The 14,751-nt window shown below is 69.3% G+C and carries 14 protein-coding genes; 4 read left to right on the forward strand and 10 right to left on the reverse strand.

The window, feature by feature from the left end; translation table 11 throughout:
* The first annotated feature begins 1 nt into the window (after position 1).
* The 3 genes from WJ35_RS18380 (at position 2) to WJ35_RS18390 (ending at position 3,435) form a co-directional block, all read left to right on the forward strand.
* Complete coding sequence (locus tag WJ35_RS18380; protein ID WP_069239639.1) at positions 2-1,366, forward strand: aspartate aminotransferase family protein; 1,365 nt, start codon at positions 2-4, stop codon at positions 1,364-1,366.
* Positions 1,367-1,529: 163 nt separating this feature from the next.
* The gene (locus tag WJ35_RS18385) at positions 1,530-2,093 is read left to right on the forward strand and encodes a cytochrome b (RefSeq protein ID WP_011879743.1); all 564 of its coding nucleotides are present in this window, start codon (positions 1,530-1,532) and stop codon (positions 2,091-2,093) included.
* A 184-nt stretch (positions 2,094-2,277) separates the two neighbouring features.
* Positions 2,278-3,435 (forward strand): porin, encoded by a 1,158-nt coding sequence (locus WJ35_RS18390; protein WP_059548350.1) that lies wholly within the window; start codon positions 2,278-2,280, stop codon positions 3,433-3,435.
* A gap of 60 nt (positions 3,436-3,495) precedes the next feature.
* Here WJ35_RS18390 and WJ35_RS18395 read toward each other — a convergent pair whose 3' ends face one another.
* On the reverse strand, positions 3,496-4,551 hold the full coding sequence (locus tag WJ35_RS18395; protein WP_011879741.1) for a porin: 1,056 nt from the start codon (positions 4,549-4,551) through the stop codon (positions 3,496-3,498).
* Between the two features lie 211 nt (positions 4,552-4,762).
* Here WJ35_RS18395 and WJ35_RS18400 point away from each other — a divergent pair, with 211 nt between their 5' ends.
* The gene (locus WJ35_RS18400) at positions 4,763-5,491 is read left to right on the forward strand and encodes an IclR family transcriptional regulator (protein ID WP_041494338.1); all 729 of its coding nucleotides are present in this window, start codon (positions 4,763-4,765) and stop codon (positions 5,489-5,491) included.
* A 38-nt stretch (positions 5,492-5,529) separates the two neighbouring features.
* On the opposite strand, the gene WJ35_RS18405 is transcribed toward WJ35_RS18400, so the two are convergent.
* The 9 genes from WJ35_RS18405 to WJ35_RS18445 all read right to left on the reverse strand — a co-directional run bounded on the left by WJ35_RS18405 (position 5,530) and on the right by WJ35_RS18445 (position 14,688).
* Positions 5,530-6,981, reverse strand: a complete 1,452-nt coding sequence (locus WJ35_RS18405) for an NAD-dependent succinate-semialdehyde dehydrogenase (protein WP_069239640.1) — start codon at positions 6,979-6,981, stop codon at positions 5,530-5,532.
* Between the two features lie 106 nt (positions 6,982-7,087).
* A complete protein-coding gene (locus tag WJ35_RS18410) occupies positions 7,088-7,420 on the reverse strand; it encodes an NIPSNAP family protein (RefSeq protein WP_069239641.1) in 333 nt (110 codons plus the stop codon).
* Positions 7,410-9,050, reverse strand: a complete 1,641-nt coding sequence (locus tag WJ35_RS18415; protein WP_069239809.1) for a bifunctional 3-(3-hydroxy-phenyl)propionate/3-hydroxycinnamic acid hydroxylase — start codon at positions 9,048-9,050, stop codon at positions 7,410-7,412. Before WJ35_RS18415 ends, WJ35_RS18410 begins: the two co-directional genes overlap by 11 nt.
* Positions 9,047-9,934, reverse strand: coding sequence for an alpha/beta fold hydrolase (locus tag WJ35_RS18420; RefSeq protein ID WP_069239810.1), 888 nt, complete (start codon positions 9,932-9,934; stop codon positions 9,047-9,049). The genes WJ35_RS18415 and WJ35_RS18420 overlap by 4 nt, the downstream gene beginning before the upstream one ends.
* A 27-nt stretch (positions 9,935-9,961) precedes the next feature.
* Complete coding sequence (locus WJ35_RS18425) at positions 9,962-10,567, reverse strand: amino acid synthesis family protein (protein WP_069239642.1); 606 nt, start codon at positions 10,565-10,567, stop codon at positions 9,962-9,964.
* 60 nt (positions 10,568-10,627) lie between these two features.
* Positions 10,628-11,143: a VOC family protein gene (locus WJ35_RS18430; protein ID WP_014725545.1), complete on the reverse strand. Its 516-nt coding sequence runs from the start codon at positions 11,141-11,143 to the stop codon at positions 10,628-10,630.
* 12 nt (positions 11,144-11,155) lie between these two features.
* Positions 11,156-12,193, reverse strand: coding sequence for a sialidase family protein (locus WJ35_RS18435; protein WP_069239643.1), 1,038 nt, complete (start codon positions 12,191-12,193; stop codon positions 11,156-11,158).
* A gap of 41 nt (positions 12,194-12,234) precedes the next feature.
* A complete protein-coding gene (locus WJ35_RS18440; RefSeq protein ID WP_011879732.1) occupies positions 12,235-13,047 on the reverse strand; it encodes an SDR family NAD(P)-dependent oxidoreductase in 813 nt (270 codons plus the stop codon).
* Between the two features lie 48 nt (positions 13,048-13,095).
* Positions 13,096-14,688, reverse strand: coding sequence for an acetolactate synthase large subunit (locus tag WJ35_RS18445; RefSeq protein WP_045579536.1), 1,593 nt, complete (start codon positions 14,686-14,688; stop codon positions 13,096-13,098).
* Between the last annotated feature and the right edge of the window lie 63 nt (positions 14,689-14,751).

Genomic DNA, 14,751 nt, shown 5'->3' on the forward strand with positions numbered 1-14,751 from the left:
CATGGACTACCAAAAGCGACAAAAGCGATTCTGGCACCCGATGAGCTCGGCCGCGGCCGGGCATACGACCCCGACGGTCATCATCGCCCGCGGCGACGGCAACTACGTGTACGACGTCGAAGGCCACCGCATGCTCGACGGCGTCGCGGGCCTGTGGAACGTCAACGTCGGCCACAACCGCAAGGAAGTGAAGGACGCGATCGTGCGCCAGCTCGACGAGCTGTCCTACTATCAGACCTTCGACGGCGTGGCCCACCCGCGCGTCTACGATCTGGCCGACCGCCTGTGCGCGATGTTCGAGCAGGAGGACATGCAGCGCGTCATGTTCGGCAGCGGCGGCTCCGACGCGATCGAGACCGCGCTGAAGATCGCACGCCAGTACTGGGTCGCCGCGGGCGAGCCGTCGCGCACGAAGTTCCTGTCGCTGCGCAACGGCTATCACGGCGTGCACATGGGCGGCACGTCGATCGGCGGCAACGGCGTCTACCACTACAATCACGGTCCGTTGCTGCCCGGCTGCGTGCTGCTGGATACCCCGTGGCTGTATCGCAATCCGTGGAACTGCGATGATCCGGACCAGCTGGTCGAACACTGCATCCGGCAACTGGAGGACACGATCGCCTTTCATGGCCAGCAGACCATCGCGGCGTTCGTCGCGGAGCCGGTGCAGGGCGCCGGCGGCCTGATCGTCCCGCCGGCCAGCTACTGGGCGCGCGTGCGGAACGTATGCGACCGGCACGGCATCCTGCTGATCGCCGACGAAGTGGTGACCGGCTTCGGCCGCAGCGGCAGCCTGTTCGGCAGCCGCGGCTGGGGCGTGCGCCCGGACATCATGTGTCTCGCGAAGGGCATCTCGTCCGGCTACGTGCCGCTCGGCGCGACGCTGTACAACGGCCGGATCGCGCAAGCGATCGAGCACGGCGCGGGCTTCTCGCACGTCGTCATGCACGGCTATACGTACAGCGGCCATCCGCTCGCCTGCGCCGCGTCGCTCGCCGTACTCGACATCGTCGAAGCCGAGGATCTTCCGGGCAACGCGGCGCGCATGGGCCAACGCCTGCTCGAGCAGTTGCTGCCGTTGACGCGCGACTTCGAAACGGTCGGCGAGGTGCGCGGCAAGGGGCTGATGCTCGCGCTCGACCTCGTGACCGACAAGGCGAGCCGCACGCCGCTCGATCCCGGCAAGGGGTTCGCGGCGCGCGTGGCGGATGCCGCACGCAAGCGCGGCGTGCTGGTCCGGGCGATCGCCAACAAGATCGTGATGTCGCCGCCGTTGACGCTGCAGCCGAAGGAGACCGACCTCATCGCGCATGCGCTGCGCGACGCGCTGCAGGAATGCTGCGCGGACGCGCGAGCGATCGCCTGACGACGCGGCGCATCGGCCGCACGCGCGTCGTCTCGACGGCGCGTGCGCCGCGCGGCGGTCGGGGCATCGGCCCGGCGCGGGTTGTCCCATACGGCGCGGGATGTCGAAGCAGGCGTTCGACATCCCGCCCTTCGCAGTTGTGCCTACACGAGAGACCATCCAGATGAACGACCAGGCTATTGCAATCCCGGCGCACAAGTATCCGCTCACGCTTCGGCTTCTTCACTGGCTCAGGGCGATCCTGATCGGTGCGCAGCTGTGGACCGGCTGGACGATGGTCCGGCTCGACGACAACCTGCCCGCCAAATTCGACTGGTACTACCCGACCCACAAGGAATTCGGCGTGCTCACGCTGCTGGTGGTCCTGACCCAACTGGCGATCCGCTCGACGCAGACGTTGCCGCCGCTGCCGGCGAGCCTGCCGAAACTCGACCGCAAGCTCGCCAAGCTCGCCCATTACCTGCTGTACGCGCTGGCCGTCGTCGTGCCGTTGATGGGCTATTCGATGTCGAGCACCTATACGCAGAGCGACGGCGTGCCGTTCTTCGGTCTGCGCGTGCCCGAGCTGCTGGCGAAGAACGACCACTGGTTCGTCGCGTTCCAGTGGCTGCACAGGACGCTCGCCTACACGCTGCTCGCGCTCGTCGTGCTGCACGTGCTCGCCGCGCTGAAGCACCGCTTCTTCGATCCGAACCGCGAGAACGACGTGTTGCGACGCATGCTGTAACGCCGTCGCCGCGCGCCTGCGCGCACCACCCGACGCTTCACCACCGGGCCGCTCGTCGCGGCCCGGCTCGTTCCACGTCACGTCTTTCGTCTTACTAACCGATGGCGGGTCTTGATCCGGCGGGAGGCGCGTGCGTGCCCGTCGCGACGCGGGCTGCCATTCCTGCGTCACCCGGAGATCGACAATGAAAAAGAGGATTGCGGCCGTAGCGGCCGTCACGGCGGCCTGCGCGATGGGGTTCAACCTGGGCGCTCACGCGCAGAGCAGCGTGACGCTTTACGGATCGATTGACCAAGGCATCAATTTCACGAGCAACGCGGCCGGAAGCCGCGCCTACCAGATGGTCAGCGGCGACACCGTCGGCAGCAACTGGGGGCTGAAGGGGACGGAAGATCTCGGCGGCGGCCTGCGAGCGATCTTCCAGCTCGAGAACGGTTTCAACGCGAGCACCGGCGCGCTCGGCGTCGCGTCACGGATGTTCGGCCGGCAGGCCTACGTCGGGCTCGATTCCGATCGCTTCGGCACACTCACGCTGGGCCGTCAGTACGACCCCACGCTCGACATGTGGAGCCCGTTCGCGGCCGCCGGCAACTGGCTCGGCGACTTCGGCGCCCACCCGTACGACAACGACAACGCCGACTGGGACTACCGCATCCAGAACAGCGTCAAGTACGTGTCGCCGGCGTACGGCGGCTTCAAGGGCGAAGTGCTCTACGGGCTCTCGAATCAGGCGGGCGGCTTCGCCCGCAACCGCGTCTACAGCGCCGCGATGCAGTACCAGGCCGGTGCGTTCTCCGCCGCCGTCGCGTATCTGAAGGCCAACAACGGCGGCGCGACGGCGGCCGGCGCGTTGTCGAGCGACGATACGGTTTTCAGCGGCCGTTCGCAGCAGAACATCGACGTCGGCACGTCGTACAAGTTCAATGACAAGCTGACGCTGTCCGCCGCCTATTCGCACGTCGACGTCTACAGCCCCGAGGCGAACGTCTACTTCACGAACCAGCCTGCGACGGGCTCGCAGAACGCGTGGAAGTTCGACAATTTCGAGGTCAACGGCCAGTATTTCCTGCTGCCCGACGTGTGGTTCGGCGCCGCCTACACCTATACGCACGCGCGCGTCGCGACGGCGGCGGGCGACGCCTCGCCGAGCTGGCACCAGCTGTCGATGATGCTCGACTACGACCTCAGCAAGCGGACCTCCACGTACATCCAGGGTGCGTACCAGCATGCGACCGGCAACACCGGCACCGACTTCGACCATGCGCACGTGCTCGGCACCGCCGGACAGTCGTCGGGCCGCAACCAGCTCGCGTTGCGCATCGGGATGATGCATCGCTTCTGACATGCGCGCGGCGCGACGGCGGCCGCGCGTTGCGCGTGCCGGCCGTCGCGCGCCGCACCGTCAGAACTGGTGGCGCAGGCCCACGCGGACCGCGCTCTGGGTCGACCCCGACGCCGCGCCGCCGAGCGCGGCCTCGACCTGTGCGCCGTACGCGCTGTCGTGCCCGCGCGCGAATACCGCATACAGGCCGGTCCGTTTCGACAGCGAATAGTCGGCCGTCAGCGTGAGCTGGTTGGCCGAGCCCGTATCGCCGCCGCGTTGCTGGAACTGGAAGCCGCCGCCAAGTTGCAGCGACGGCGTCACTGCATAGGTCAGCCCGGCATCGTAGGTCGTGGCCCGCAGCGGTGCGGCCGCGCTGATCCGCACGTCCGACACCATGCCGAACACACGCAGCCGGCCGACGTCGTAGCCGGCGCCGCCCGAGAAGTTGCGGAGATTGCCGCCGGAGGTCACGTCGTGCTGGCCGAAATACACCAGCGCGGCGCTGAACGCACCATGCGTGTACGACACCATCGCGCTCTGCACGCTGCTGCGCGCGACCGTGCCCGGTACGTTGCCGAACCCCCACATGCCGCCGAACGACACGCCGCCGAAGGTCGGACTCACGTACTTCACCGCGTTGTTCACCTGCACGCCCCAGACGCGGTTGTCGAGCGCGCCGCCGGCCGACGCATTCGCCGGCAAGCCCCATGCAAGCAGGCCGGCCGGCGTATTCGCGCCGATCGCGAAGGCCGGCATCAGATCGCCGACGAAATCGAACTGGCGGCCGAGCGTCACGGTTCCCCAGTCCCCGCCGAGCCCGACGTACGCTTGCGAACTGAACGCGGCGCCCGGCACGGTGAGCGTGCCGTCGGAGGTCTGGAACTGGCTTTCGAGCCGGAAGACCGCAAAGCTCGCGCCGCCGAGATCCTCCCGGCCCGTCAGCCCCCACACGTCGTTGCGCGCCACGCCGGCCTGCAACGCGAGCTGGCGGCCGCCGCGCGGCGCCGACGCCACATTGCTCGTATAGGTGACGCCGGTGTCCAGCGAACCATAGAGCGTCACGCTCGATTGCGCGAACGCCGGCACGGCGCTGCCGCATCCGTAGATTGCCAGCACGCGGATCCACGTCTTCATCTTCACTCTCCTCTTCATGTATGGATGCCTATCGAAATCCGTCGTTGCTGGTCGGTGCTGCGCGCCCTGCGGTCGGGCGCCGCGCGACCGACTTCAGTTAGACTACGGCCCTGTCGCCGGCGCAGCGGCAGCGTGCGCCGGCCCGCTTGCGCTGCAACGCCGTCGCGCCGCTCGTTCGGTTGCCGCAACCCGTCTGAACCCGGATCACGTCATGTCGAGCCTGACCAAAATGCTGTCCATCCTTGACGTCTTCTCGTCGTCCGCGACGTCGATGACGGCCGAGGAGATCGCCGAACACATGGGCTTCTCTCGCACCACGTGCTACCGCTACGTGAAGGAACTGGCGTCCGTCGGCCTGCTCGTCGGCAGCAATGGCCGCTATACGCTCGGGCCGCGCATCATCCATCTCGACTACAACATGCGGCAGTCGGACCCGACGCTGAATGCGGCGAAACCGGTGATTCAGCATCTGGTCCAGGTCACCGGCGGCGACGCGCTCGTGTCGACGCTGTTCGACGAGCAGATCATCAACGTGATGCACGAGTCCGGCGCCGAAAACCTGCAGCTGGGCTTCGGGCGCGGCCGCATCATGCCGCTGTTCGTCGGCGCCTCGTCGAAGGTGATCGTCGCCGCGATGTCGCGCGCGCGCCTGAAGCGCCTGCACGAACGACACAACGCGGAGCTCGGCGAATTCGCGACCGACTGGACCGCGTTCTGGCGCCACTGCCAGCAGATCGTCGAGTCCGGCTACTGGATTTCGCGCGGCGAACTCGACGCGGGTTTCGTCGGTATCGCCGCACCGATCCGCACGGCCAGCAGCGGCGAAATCAACAGCAGCCTGTCGCTCGTGTTCCGCGCCGAGCACTTCGCGCTGTTCGACGAGCAGGTGCTCGGCAAACTGCTGATCGACGCCACCGCGCGGATCGGCGCAGCCACCTGAACACGCGCCGCGCACGATCGGCGGCAGGCGCCCGTCGGTCAATTCATCTGCGTGACGAATTTCGTGACGAGATAGCCGTCGAACGCTTCCGTGCCGCCTTCGCTGCCGAAGCCGCTGTCCTTCACGCCGCCGAACGGGATTTCCGCCGGCCCCATGCCGAAGTGATTGATGTTGACCATGCCGGCCTCGAGCGCGCGGCTGATCCGGTGCGCGTTGCGCGCCGACGTCGTGAACGCGTACGACGCGAGTCCGAACGGCAGGCGGTTGGCTTCGGCGAGCGCATCGTCGAGATCGTCGAACGGCACGATGCCCACGATCGGGCCAAACGGCTCGTCGTTCATCAGCCGCGTATCGCGCGCCGGGCCGAGCACGACCGTCGGCGCGAAATAGTGGCCGGGCCCCGGCAGGCGCATGCCGCCCGTGGCGATCTGCGCGCCTTTGGCCGTTGCATCGGCCACGAAGGCGTCGATCTCGTCCACGCGCCGCGCATGCGCGAGCGGCCCCATCGTCACGCCCGCGTCCAGCCCGTAGCCGACGCGGATCGTGCCCACCGCGTCGAGATAGGCGCAGACGAACCGGTCGAACGCCGCGCGCTGCACGAAGAACCGCGTCGGCGATACGCACACCTGCCCGGCGTTGCGAAACTTGTACGCGGCCAGCATCGCCGCGGCGCGCTCGACGTCGGCGTCCGCGCAGACGAGCACCGGCGCATGACCGCCCAGCTCCATCGTCATGCGCTTCATCAGCGACGCGGCGAGCGCCGCCAGTTGCTTGCCGACGGGCACCGATCCGGTGAACGAAATCTTGCGCACCAGCGGCGCTTCGATCAGCTGCTTCGATACGTCGCCCGGCACGCCCCAGACGATGTTCAGGCAGCCGGGCGGCAAGCCGGCATCGTGAAACAGCTGCGCGAGCGCGACGATCGCGCTCGGCGATTCCTCCGGCCCTTTCAGCACCAGCGTGCATCCCGACGCCAGCGCGGCCGCGATCTTGTGCATCGCCTGGCTGAACGGGAAATTCCACGGCGAGAACGCCGCGCATACGCCGATCGGCTCGCGCAGCACCGTCTGCATGACGTCCGGGGAACGGGCCGGCACGACCCGCCCGTAGGTGCGGCGTCCCTCCTCCGCATGCCATTCGAGCTGCTCGGCCGCCGACACGACCTCGGCGATCGCCTCGCGAAGCGGCTTGCCCTGGTCCATCGTGATGTGCCGGCCGATGGTCTCGGCGCGCTCGCGCGCGAGCGCGGCGGCGCGACGCAGGATGTCGGAACGCACGAGCGGCGACTCGTGCCGCCACGTGACGAATGCGCGATGCGCGGCCTGCACCGCGGCGTCGATGTCGTGCGCCGTCGCATGCGGCAGCTCGCCGAGCACGCGTGCGGTCCCGGGATCGACGACCGGTTGCGTGCGCCGGCCGTCGGCATCGTGGAACCTGCCGTCGATGTACAGCCGAAGCGGCGCGTAGTCGTGTCGGACGCCGGAGCTCATCCGGGAAGTCAGCGGAGTAAACGGAATCAACGCGGGTGCCTCACGTGGAATTGCATGAAAGGCGCCGGCGCGGCGCGTGACCGCCGCCGGCACGACGACCGGCAGGTCACGCCGCCGGTTGCGGCCGGGCCAGCAAACCGCCGATTTCCTGCCGGAGAATCCGGTTCTCCTGCCGGACCAGCAGATGCCGCACCTTGCCGCGGAACACGCCGAACGCCGGATCGGCCATCAGCGCCGCGCGACGCCGTGCGCGCTCGTCGAGCGAATCGAAGGCCCACAGATACACGAGCTGGTTCAGCGGCCCGACTTCGGTCGTGACACAGCCGACCATCGTGCCGAGCGCCTGCTCCTGCGGCGCGCGACCGCACTCCGCATAGAGCCGCAGATACTCGGCGACGCCGCCGGGCACCAGCGTATAGATGCGTTGCTCAACAAACATGCGCGGCCTCCGCTTGCTGCTGCGGCGCGAATGCGCGGAACGCGGCCGTCACGCCGGCGATGCCGACCGCGTCGGTCTGCGCGGCGACGTACCGGTCCGGACGGACGACGACCAGCGGCCCCGCATGCCGGTCGAACCAGTCGGCCATCGCGTTGTCGACGTCTTCGACGCACTCGCTGCCGTGCGCGCTCGCGATGCGCTGCTCGCGGCACGTGCCGCTGCGCGACCGGACGATCTGCACGAACTTCGCGCCCAGCGCGGTCCAGAACGCGCGATCGTCGTCGCTCAGGCTCGCTTGCGGATCGCATTGCCAGCCGATGATCGAAAACCACGGGCCGAGCACGTCGTCGAGCTTGCGGCGCACACCGTCGGCCGTTTCGACGTCGGGCTGGACGATCATCCGGCCGATCGCGCCCGACGCATCCGATGCGCCCGTCACCACGACCCCGCGCGTATAGCTCGGCATCGGCTTGAAACGCATTTGCAGCACGTAGTCCTTCAGGCCCGGCGCAAACCGCGCGGCCGCGAGCAGCCGATCGCGCAGGAATGCGACCGGACGGCTGGTCGGCATCAGCATCGCGCCGAACGTGTCCGCGAGGTCGATCATCGCCTTCGCATGGGCGCGGCGCTCCGATTCGTAGGTCGCGAGCACGCCGGGGTTCAACCTACCGTGGACGATCCCGGCCAGCTTCCACGCGAGGTTGCCCACGTCGCGCAGGCCCGCATTCAGCCCTTGCCCGATCCACGGCGGGCTCAGGTGCGCGGCATCGCCGACGAGCGCTATGCGGCCCGCGACGAAGCGCTCCGCCACGCGCGAGTGATGCGTGTAGGTGCGCGCCCGGACGATCTCCAGCCGCTCGACGTCTTCGACGTACGGTGCGATCAGTGCGCGTATCGACTCCGGTTGCACGATCGCCTGTTCGTCCTCGTGCGGAAACACGAGAAACTCCCAGCGCCGGTAGTTGAACGGCAGATAGATGCACACGTTCGGGCGGCGCGGGTCGCAGTTCAGCGCGGTGCAGGGCTGGTCGAGGCCGGCGTTCTTCACGTCGACCACGACCCACTTCATCGGATGCGTCGTGCCGGCGAGCGGGATGCCGAGCATCTCGCGCAGCGGACTGCGCCCGCCGTCGGCCGCCACCACGTAATCGGCGTCGAGCGCGTAGTGCTGCCCGTCGGCGCCCTGCACCCGCAGCGTCACGTGCGCGTCGTCCTGCTCCAGCCCGACGACTTCCTCGCCGGTGCGCAGCGACACGTGCGGATAGCGCGCCAGCGCGTCGCGCAACGTGCGCTCGGCCAGGTGCTGCATGAAGATGTTGCGTCGCCACCAGCCGAACTCGCGGACCGACGGACGCACGTCGGCGAAGCATTCGCCGCGCGCATTGAACATCCGCAACGGCACGTTCTGGATGATGTCGCGACTCAGCTCGTCGGCCACGCCGGCGGTCTGGAACAGCCGCAGCGCTTCGTCGTCGATGCCGACCGCGCGCGGGAAGTCGACGATCTGCGGCGCCCGCTCGACCACGACCGTATCGACGCCATACAGGCCGAGCAGGTTCGCCAGCGCCGCGCCGTTCGGCCCCGCGCCGACGATCGCGACCGAGGTCCGGTTCCGGTTGTCCGCTTTCATGCGCCCCGCTCCCCCGCGCGCCATGCCGGATCGTCGAGACGGTCGAGCCATTCGCGCAATGCGCCGTTGAACGCCGCGGGCCGATCGTCATGCACGTAGTGCGTCGCGCCCGCGATATCGACCCGCTCGATCACGGCGTTGGCCGCGCTCATGTCGGCCGCGACCTGCGCGGATAGAAAGTCCGAATCGCCGCCGCGCAGCAGCAGCGTCGGCACCCGCAGGCTCCGTATCAGCGGCCACAGGTCGACCAGTTGCTCGGGCGTCGCGGCGAGCCGCGCGGCCGCGATTCCCGCGGCGTCGTGCCGCCAGACGATGCGTCCGGGCGCGTCCTCCCGCAGCGAATGCGCGACGCGGGAATCGAGCGCCGCCTCCGGCAGGTTCGGCCGCTGGCGGCACCAGAACGCGCGCGCGTCGGCCCACGTCGCGAACCCGTCGGGCGTTTCCAGCAGCTCGCGCTTGATGCGCGCCGATCCTTGCGAGCCGACGGACGCACCGGGGCCCATGTCTTCGATCACGAGGCCGGCGAGCCGCTCCGGATCGCGGCCCGCATAGACGAACGCGTTGGCGCCGCCCATCGAATGGCCCACGAGCACGAAGCGCCGCAGGCCGAGCGCCCGTACCAGCGCGTCGAGATCGCGCACATAGGCCGCCGCGTAGTATTCGCGCCGCGGATCCCAGTCGCTCGCGCCGCGCCCGCGCTGATCGAGCGCGACGACGCGGTAGCGGTCGGTCAGCGCATGCGCCGCGTCGGCCCACGTCTGCGCGTAGCTGCGCAGGCCATGCAGCATCACCACGGCCGGCGCATCGTCGCGCCCCCAGCTGACGTAGTGCAGCCGCAAGCCGTCGCTGACGATCCATCCATCGGTTCCGGATGCCCGGTTCATCGTTCGCCCTCCGCGCCGCGCCAGCATTCAGACCAGACCGTCGCGGCCGACGATCTCGCTCGCCTTCAGCCCGCCGAGCCGCGCATGCAGGCGGCCGCGCGTCGCGAACGCGAAGATCACCAGCACTTCGTCGTCGTTCGGCGCATCGGGGAACAGGCAGGTGACGGTGTCGTAGTGCGAGCGCACGTACAGCGCGTCCTTGTGCGCGAGCGGCACGTCGATCACCGTGTTGATCGGGCCGCGCTTGCCGCTCGACGGCACCCACGCCTTGCCGCCGCCAATCGCCGCGCGGATCGGTTCGGCGAAGATCGACGTGAGGAACGCGTTGCCGTGCTCGTACTCGCCCGCCGAGCCGACGAGACACGCCTTGCCGTAGCTCTCGATCGCGCGCCCCGCCGCGAGCGCTTCGATGCGTCGCGCGAACTCGCGGCCGAGCGCGGGCGACGGACGCACGAGGTCGTCGAGGTTCTCGCTGAAACGCCCGGCGTACGGATTGTGGACGGCCGCCGCGATCACGATCTTGCGCAGCGGTTCGCCGTCGGCCAGCTGGCCGGTCTCGTTCGCGAGCGAATCCTCGATCTGCGTGTACCACTTGCGGATATGAAAGCCTTCGAAATTGGCGGTCTTGCTCATCGGGATTCCCTGGTCAATGGTGTGGAGGTGCGGTGGTTCGGAACGGCAACGGCGGCGACGCTAGTCGAACAGCGGTTCGAGCTGCGTCGGATCGCTCGGCGCGTGGTAGCGGTTGAGCACGCGCTTGCCTTCCTCGTCGTCGGTGACGGTCTCGCAGAAGAACTCGAGGCGGTTGCCGTCCGGATCGTTGAAGTACACGCCGATGCCCACCTTGTGATCGGTGATCTTGACGATCGGCACGTGGCGGCGGATCAGCATGCCGTACAGGCGGCGCAGCTCGGTCAGCCCGCCCGCGATTTCGAGGCCGTAGTGCTGCAGGCCGATCGTGCCGAGCTCCGCATCGGACGCCGCGCGGATCAGCGCGATGTCGTGATGCTTCTGCCCGAACGACATGAACACCCACTGATCGCCGCGCGCGGTTTCCTTCATGCCGAGCACGTCGGCGTACCACGTGCTCGAGCGCACCGGATCGCGCACGAACAGCGACAGGTGGGTGCGCTGGATGTGCGGCGTCGGCATCGGCCGGCCGCTCGCGTTCGCGCGTTCGGCCTGCTGCCGGAAGTCGGATGACGTCATCGCGGGCTCCGGTCAGTGCGTGGATTGCGCATGGGCCACGAGCGGCGCTTCGAACGGCGTCCATGCGACCGCCGTGATCTCGCTGAAATCGCGCCATTCCTTGGTCCAGTTCCGGCCGCCGTCGCGCGAGCGGAACAGGTGGCCGTACTTGGTGCCCGCATAGACGAGCTCCGGGCGCGCGCCGTGGACGCCGAACGCCCAGAACGTCGAGTTCGGCGGCGTCTGCAGGTCCGTCTCGCGCCAGGCGCGGCCGCGGTCGGTCGAGCGGTAGATGCGGCTTTGCGTGCCCGGCGTGCCGTCGCCGATCGCCATCAGCAGTGCGCCGCCGGGCGTCGCCAGCGGCACGACCGTGCGGGTGTAGTACAGCCCGTCGAAACGCTCGCGCGACAGCTCGCCGTCCCACGTCCGTCCGTCGTCATCGCTCACGTACACGGCATTCACCGTCAGCAGCAGCGTGGTCTTCGCGGTATCGGCCGTCGCGGGCAACACGGCGATCGCGTGAATGTCGCTGTTGCGGATCGCGGTGCCGGGGCCGTCCACCCGCGCCCAGGTCGCGCCGCCGTCGCGGCTGCGCCATGCACCGCCTTCCTCGACGCCGTACCACACGTTGCGGCTGTCGCTCGGGTCGACGCAGATCGTCAGCAGGCGCGGCCGGTTGACGCCGGAGCAGAACTCGGGGAATACGGGCGCCGTCGGCGTCCAGCTCATGCCGGCGTCGGTCGACTTGTAAAGCGCGGCCCGCGACGGCGCGCCGGTGCCCGCGTAGAGCACCGCCGGGTTCGCCGGATCGATCGCGATGGACCAGACGGTCTGCCCGTTCAGCGCGTTCGCGGGGCGATACCAGTGCGCGCCGCCGTCGTCGCTGATGCACAGTCCCGCATCGGCGCCGGCATACACGCGCGACGGCGTGGCCGGGTCCACGGCGAGCGCGCGCACGATGCCGTCGAACTCGATCGGCTCGGTCAGGCCGAGGCGATGCCAGGTCTTGCCGTCGTCGTTCGAGCGCAGGATGCCTTGTCCGGCCGTGGCGACCAGTACGGTTGCGGTCATGGGAAGCTCCTTGTGTCGGGAAGTCGGGGAAGTCGGGGAAATCAGAGGAAGATGCCGCGGGTGAGCCCGCCGTCGCAGCCGATCGACTCGCCGGTGATCGAGCCGGCTTTCGGCGACGCGAGAAACGCGACGATCCAGCCCATCTCCTCGGGCTGCAGCACGCGCCGGATCGGCGTCGCCTTGACGTAGTTGGCCTCGACCTCGGCGGCCGTCAGCCCCTGCTTGTGCGCTTCCTTCTCGTAGAGTTCGTGGATGTGCGGCGTCTCGACCACGCCCGGATGAATCGTGTTCACCGTGATGCCGAACGGCCCGAGCTGATCGGACAGCGTCTTGGTCAGATGCACGATCGCCACGTTGCGCATGCCGGACAGCTGCTTGCTGCCGCGGCCCGTCAGGCCGCCGACGTTCACGATCCGGCCGAAGCCGTTGCGGCGCATGTACGGCGCGGCCGCCTTCGCGCAGCGCAGGTAGCCGATCACCTTGATGTCGATGTCCTGCAGCAGGCCTTGCGGGTCCGCATGCTCCAGCTCCGCGCGCACCAGGCCGCCCGGATGCGCGGCGCCGTTGAGCAGGACGTCGAGGCGTCCGAAGCGTTCGACGCTGGCCGCCATCGCCGCTTCGATGGAGCGCATGTCGGTCGTGTCGAGCGTGACCGGCAGGATCGCGCCCGCGGCGCTGCCGAGCGGTTCGAGCGCCGTGCGAAGCTCGGCGGCGGCGGCCTCCAGGTGTTCCATGCGCCGCGCCGCGATCGTGACGTTGACGCCTTCGCGGGCCAGCTCCAGCGCAACGGCCTTGCCGATGCCCATGCTGCCGCCGGTGATGAACGCGGCCTTTCCGTTGAGTTGCAGATCCATGGCGAGAAATGATGAGAGTCGGGATTGATGGAGCGGGCAAGCGCCCGCTTAGGCGAGGCACATCTCGATGAGGCGCGGCCCGTCGGTGTGCGCGAGCGCGTCGTCCAGCGCGCGCGACAGCGCCTGCGTCGTGCTCACGCGCTCGGCCGGCACGCCGTAGCCGGCCGACAGCGCGAGCCAGTCGATCGGCGGATCGTCCAGCAGCGTCAGCCGGCTCGCGTGCGGCGTGTCGGCCGGCTGGCCGTTGCGCGCGAGTTCCGTCTGCAGGATCGCGTAGCGCCGGTTCGATGCGATCAGCATCACGATCGGCAGACGCTCGCGCGCCATCGTCCACAGCGCCTGGATCGTGTACTGCGCGCTGCCGTCGGATTGCAGCGCGAACACGCGGCGCGCCGGGCATGCGACGGCGGCGCCGAGCGCGACCGGCAGCCCCTGGCCGATCGCCCCGCCGGTGTTCGTGAGGATCGTGTGCCGGCGCGCGCGCGCCGACGCCGTCACGAACGGATACCCGCAGGTGCCGCCTTCGATCGACACGATCGCGTCGTCCGGCAGCGCGTCGGCCAGCACGCGCCCGGCCGTCTGCGGCGTCAGCGGCCCGGCTTCGACGTTCCAGCGTGCGACGCGCACACCGTCGACGTCGGCCGTCGCGCCGACGGCTTCGGCGAGCGCTTCCAGCGCCGCGTCGGCCGCCTCGCCCGGATCGGCCAGCGTGACGAGGTCCTCGGGCGGCGCGAGCTCGCCCGGGATGCCTTCGTATGCGAAGTACGTGACGGGCGCGAGCGCGCCGGCGAGCACGACCTTGCGCCCGGCGAGGGCCGCGCGCGCCGGCTCGGGAAAGTACGGCAGCCGGTCGATGTCCGGCAGGCCGCCGCCGCGCTCCGCGCGGGCGGGAAAGGTTTCGCCGAAACAAGCCGCGCCGGTGGCCGCCGCAATCCGCGCTGCCGCCTTCTGGCCGCGCGCGGACAGCGCTCGGGCGCCCAGCAGCAGCACCGCGGGCACGCCGGTGCGCAACAGGTCCGCGACCCGTGCGAGCCGGGCCGCGTCGAATGCGGGTGCGGCAGGGGCCGGTGCGGCCTGCGCACGCGGCTGCGACGCGGTTTCGTTCACGGCCGCCGACTGCAGATCGACCGGCAGCACCAGCGTCGCGACGCCCGAGGCCGCCGCGGTCGCTGCCGCGATCGCGGCGGCGGTGTCGCGCGCCAGATCGTCGGCATGCGCGACGCTGCGATACCAGACCGACACCGGCCGCGCGAGCGATTCGATGTCGGAGGTGAGCGGCGCGTCGTATTTCAGATGCGCGCGCGCGTGATCGCCGACGATGTTCAGGATCGGCGTGCGGGCACGGCGGGCGTTGTGAAGGTTGGCGATGCCGTTCGCGTGGCCCGGCCCGAGGTGCAGCAGCGTCATCGCGGGCTTGCCGGCCATCCGGCCGTAACCGTCCGCGGCGCCCGTGCAGACGCCCTCGAACAGCCCCAGGATCGGACGCACGCCCGCCACGCGATCGAGCGCGACGACGAACGGCATTTCCGTCGTGCCGGGATTCGCGAAACAGACGTCGACGCCGCGCTCGCGCGCCGTTTCGAGCACGATGCTCGCGCCATCGCGGGTTCGGGCATCGGTGTCCAGGTGTGGGATTTCCATTCGGCGGCTCTGGGTAGGTGACGAAGTGGAATTCACTTTAATCCCGAAATACGGGATTTGTCA

The organism is Burkholderia ubonensis, assembly GCF_001718695.1.
GTDB lineage: Bacteria > Pseudomonadota > Gammaproteobacteria > Burkholderiales > Burkholderiaceae > Burkholderia > Burkholderia ubonensis_B.

Excerpts from the sequence above, each read along its gene's own strand:
- WJ35_RS18415 (WP_069239809.1), bottom strand. The coding sequence starts at position 9,050 with ATGAAAGCGGACAACCGGAACCGGACCTCGGTCGCGATCGTCGGCGCG.
- WJ35_RS18440 (WP_011879732.1), bottom strand. The coding sequence starts at position 13,047 with ATGGATCTGCAACTCAACGGAAAGGCCGCGTTCATCACCGGCGGCAGC.
- WJ35_RS18380 (WP_069239639.1), top strand. The coding sequence starts at position 2 with ATGGACTACCAAAAGCGACAAAAGCGATTCTGGCACCCGATGAGCTCG.
- WJ35_RS18430 (WP_014725545.1), bottom strand. The coding sequence starts at position 11,143 with ATGACGTCATCCGACTTCCGGCAGCAGGCCGAACGCGCGAACGCGAGC.
- WJ35_RS18410 (WP_069239641.1), bottom strand. The coding sequence starts at position 7,420 with ATGTTTGTTGAGCAACGCATCTATACGCTGGTGCCCGGCGGCGTCGCC.
- WJ35_RS18405 (WP_069239640.1), bottom strand. The coding sequence starts at position 6,981 with ATGAGCTCCGGCGTCCGACACGACTACGCGCCGCTTCGGCTGTACATC.
- WJ35_RS18390 (WP_059548350.1), top strand. The coding sequence starts at position 2,278 with ATGAAAAAGAGGATTGCGGCCGTAGCGGCCGTCACGGCGGCCTGCGCG.
- WJ35_RS18420 (WP_069239810.1), bottom strand. The coding sequence starts at position 9,934 with ATGAACCGGGCATCCGGAACCGATGGATGGATCGTCAGCGACGGCTTG.
- WJ35_RS18395 (WP_011879741.1), bottom strand. The coding sequence starts at position 4,551 with ATGAAGACGTGGATCCGCGTGCTGGCAATCTACGGATGCGGCAGCGCC.
- WJ35_RS18385 (WP_011879743.1), top strand. The coding sequence starts at position 1,530 with ATGAACGACCAGGCTATTGCAATCCCGGCGCACAAGTATCCGCTCACG.
- WJ35_RS18425 (WP_069239642.1), bottom strand. The coding sequence starts at position 10,567 with ATGAGCAAGACCGCCAATTTCGAAGGCTTTCATATCCGCAAGTGGTAC.
- WJ35_RS18445 (WP_045579536.1), bottom strand. The coding sequence starts at position 14,688 with ATGGAAATCCCACACCTGGACACCGATGCCCGAACCCGCGATGGCGCG.
- WJ35_RS18435 (WP_069239643.1), bottom strand. The coding sequence starts at position 12,193 with ATGACCGCAACCGTACTGGTCGCCACGGCCGGACAAGGCATCCTGCGC.
- WJ35_RS18400 (WP_041494338.1), top strand. The coding sequence starts at position 4,763 with ATGTCGAGCCTGACCAAAATGCTGTCCATCCTTGACGTCTTCTCGTCG.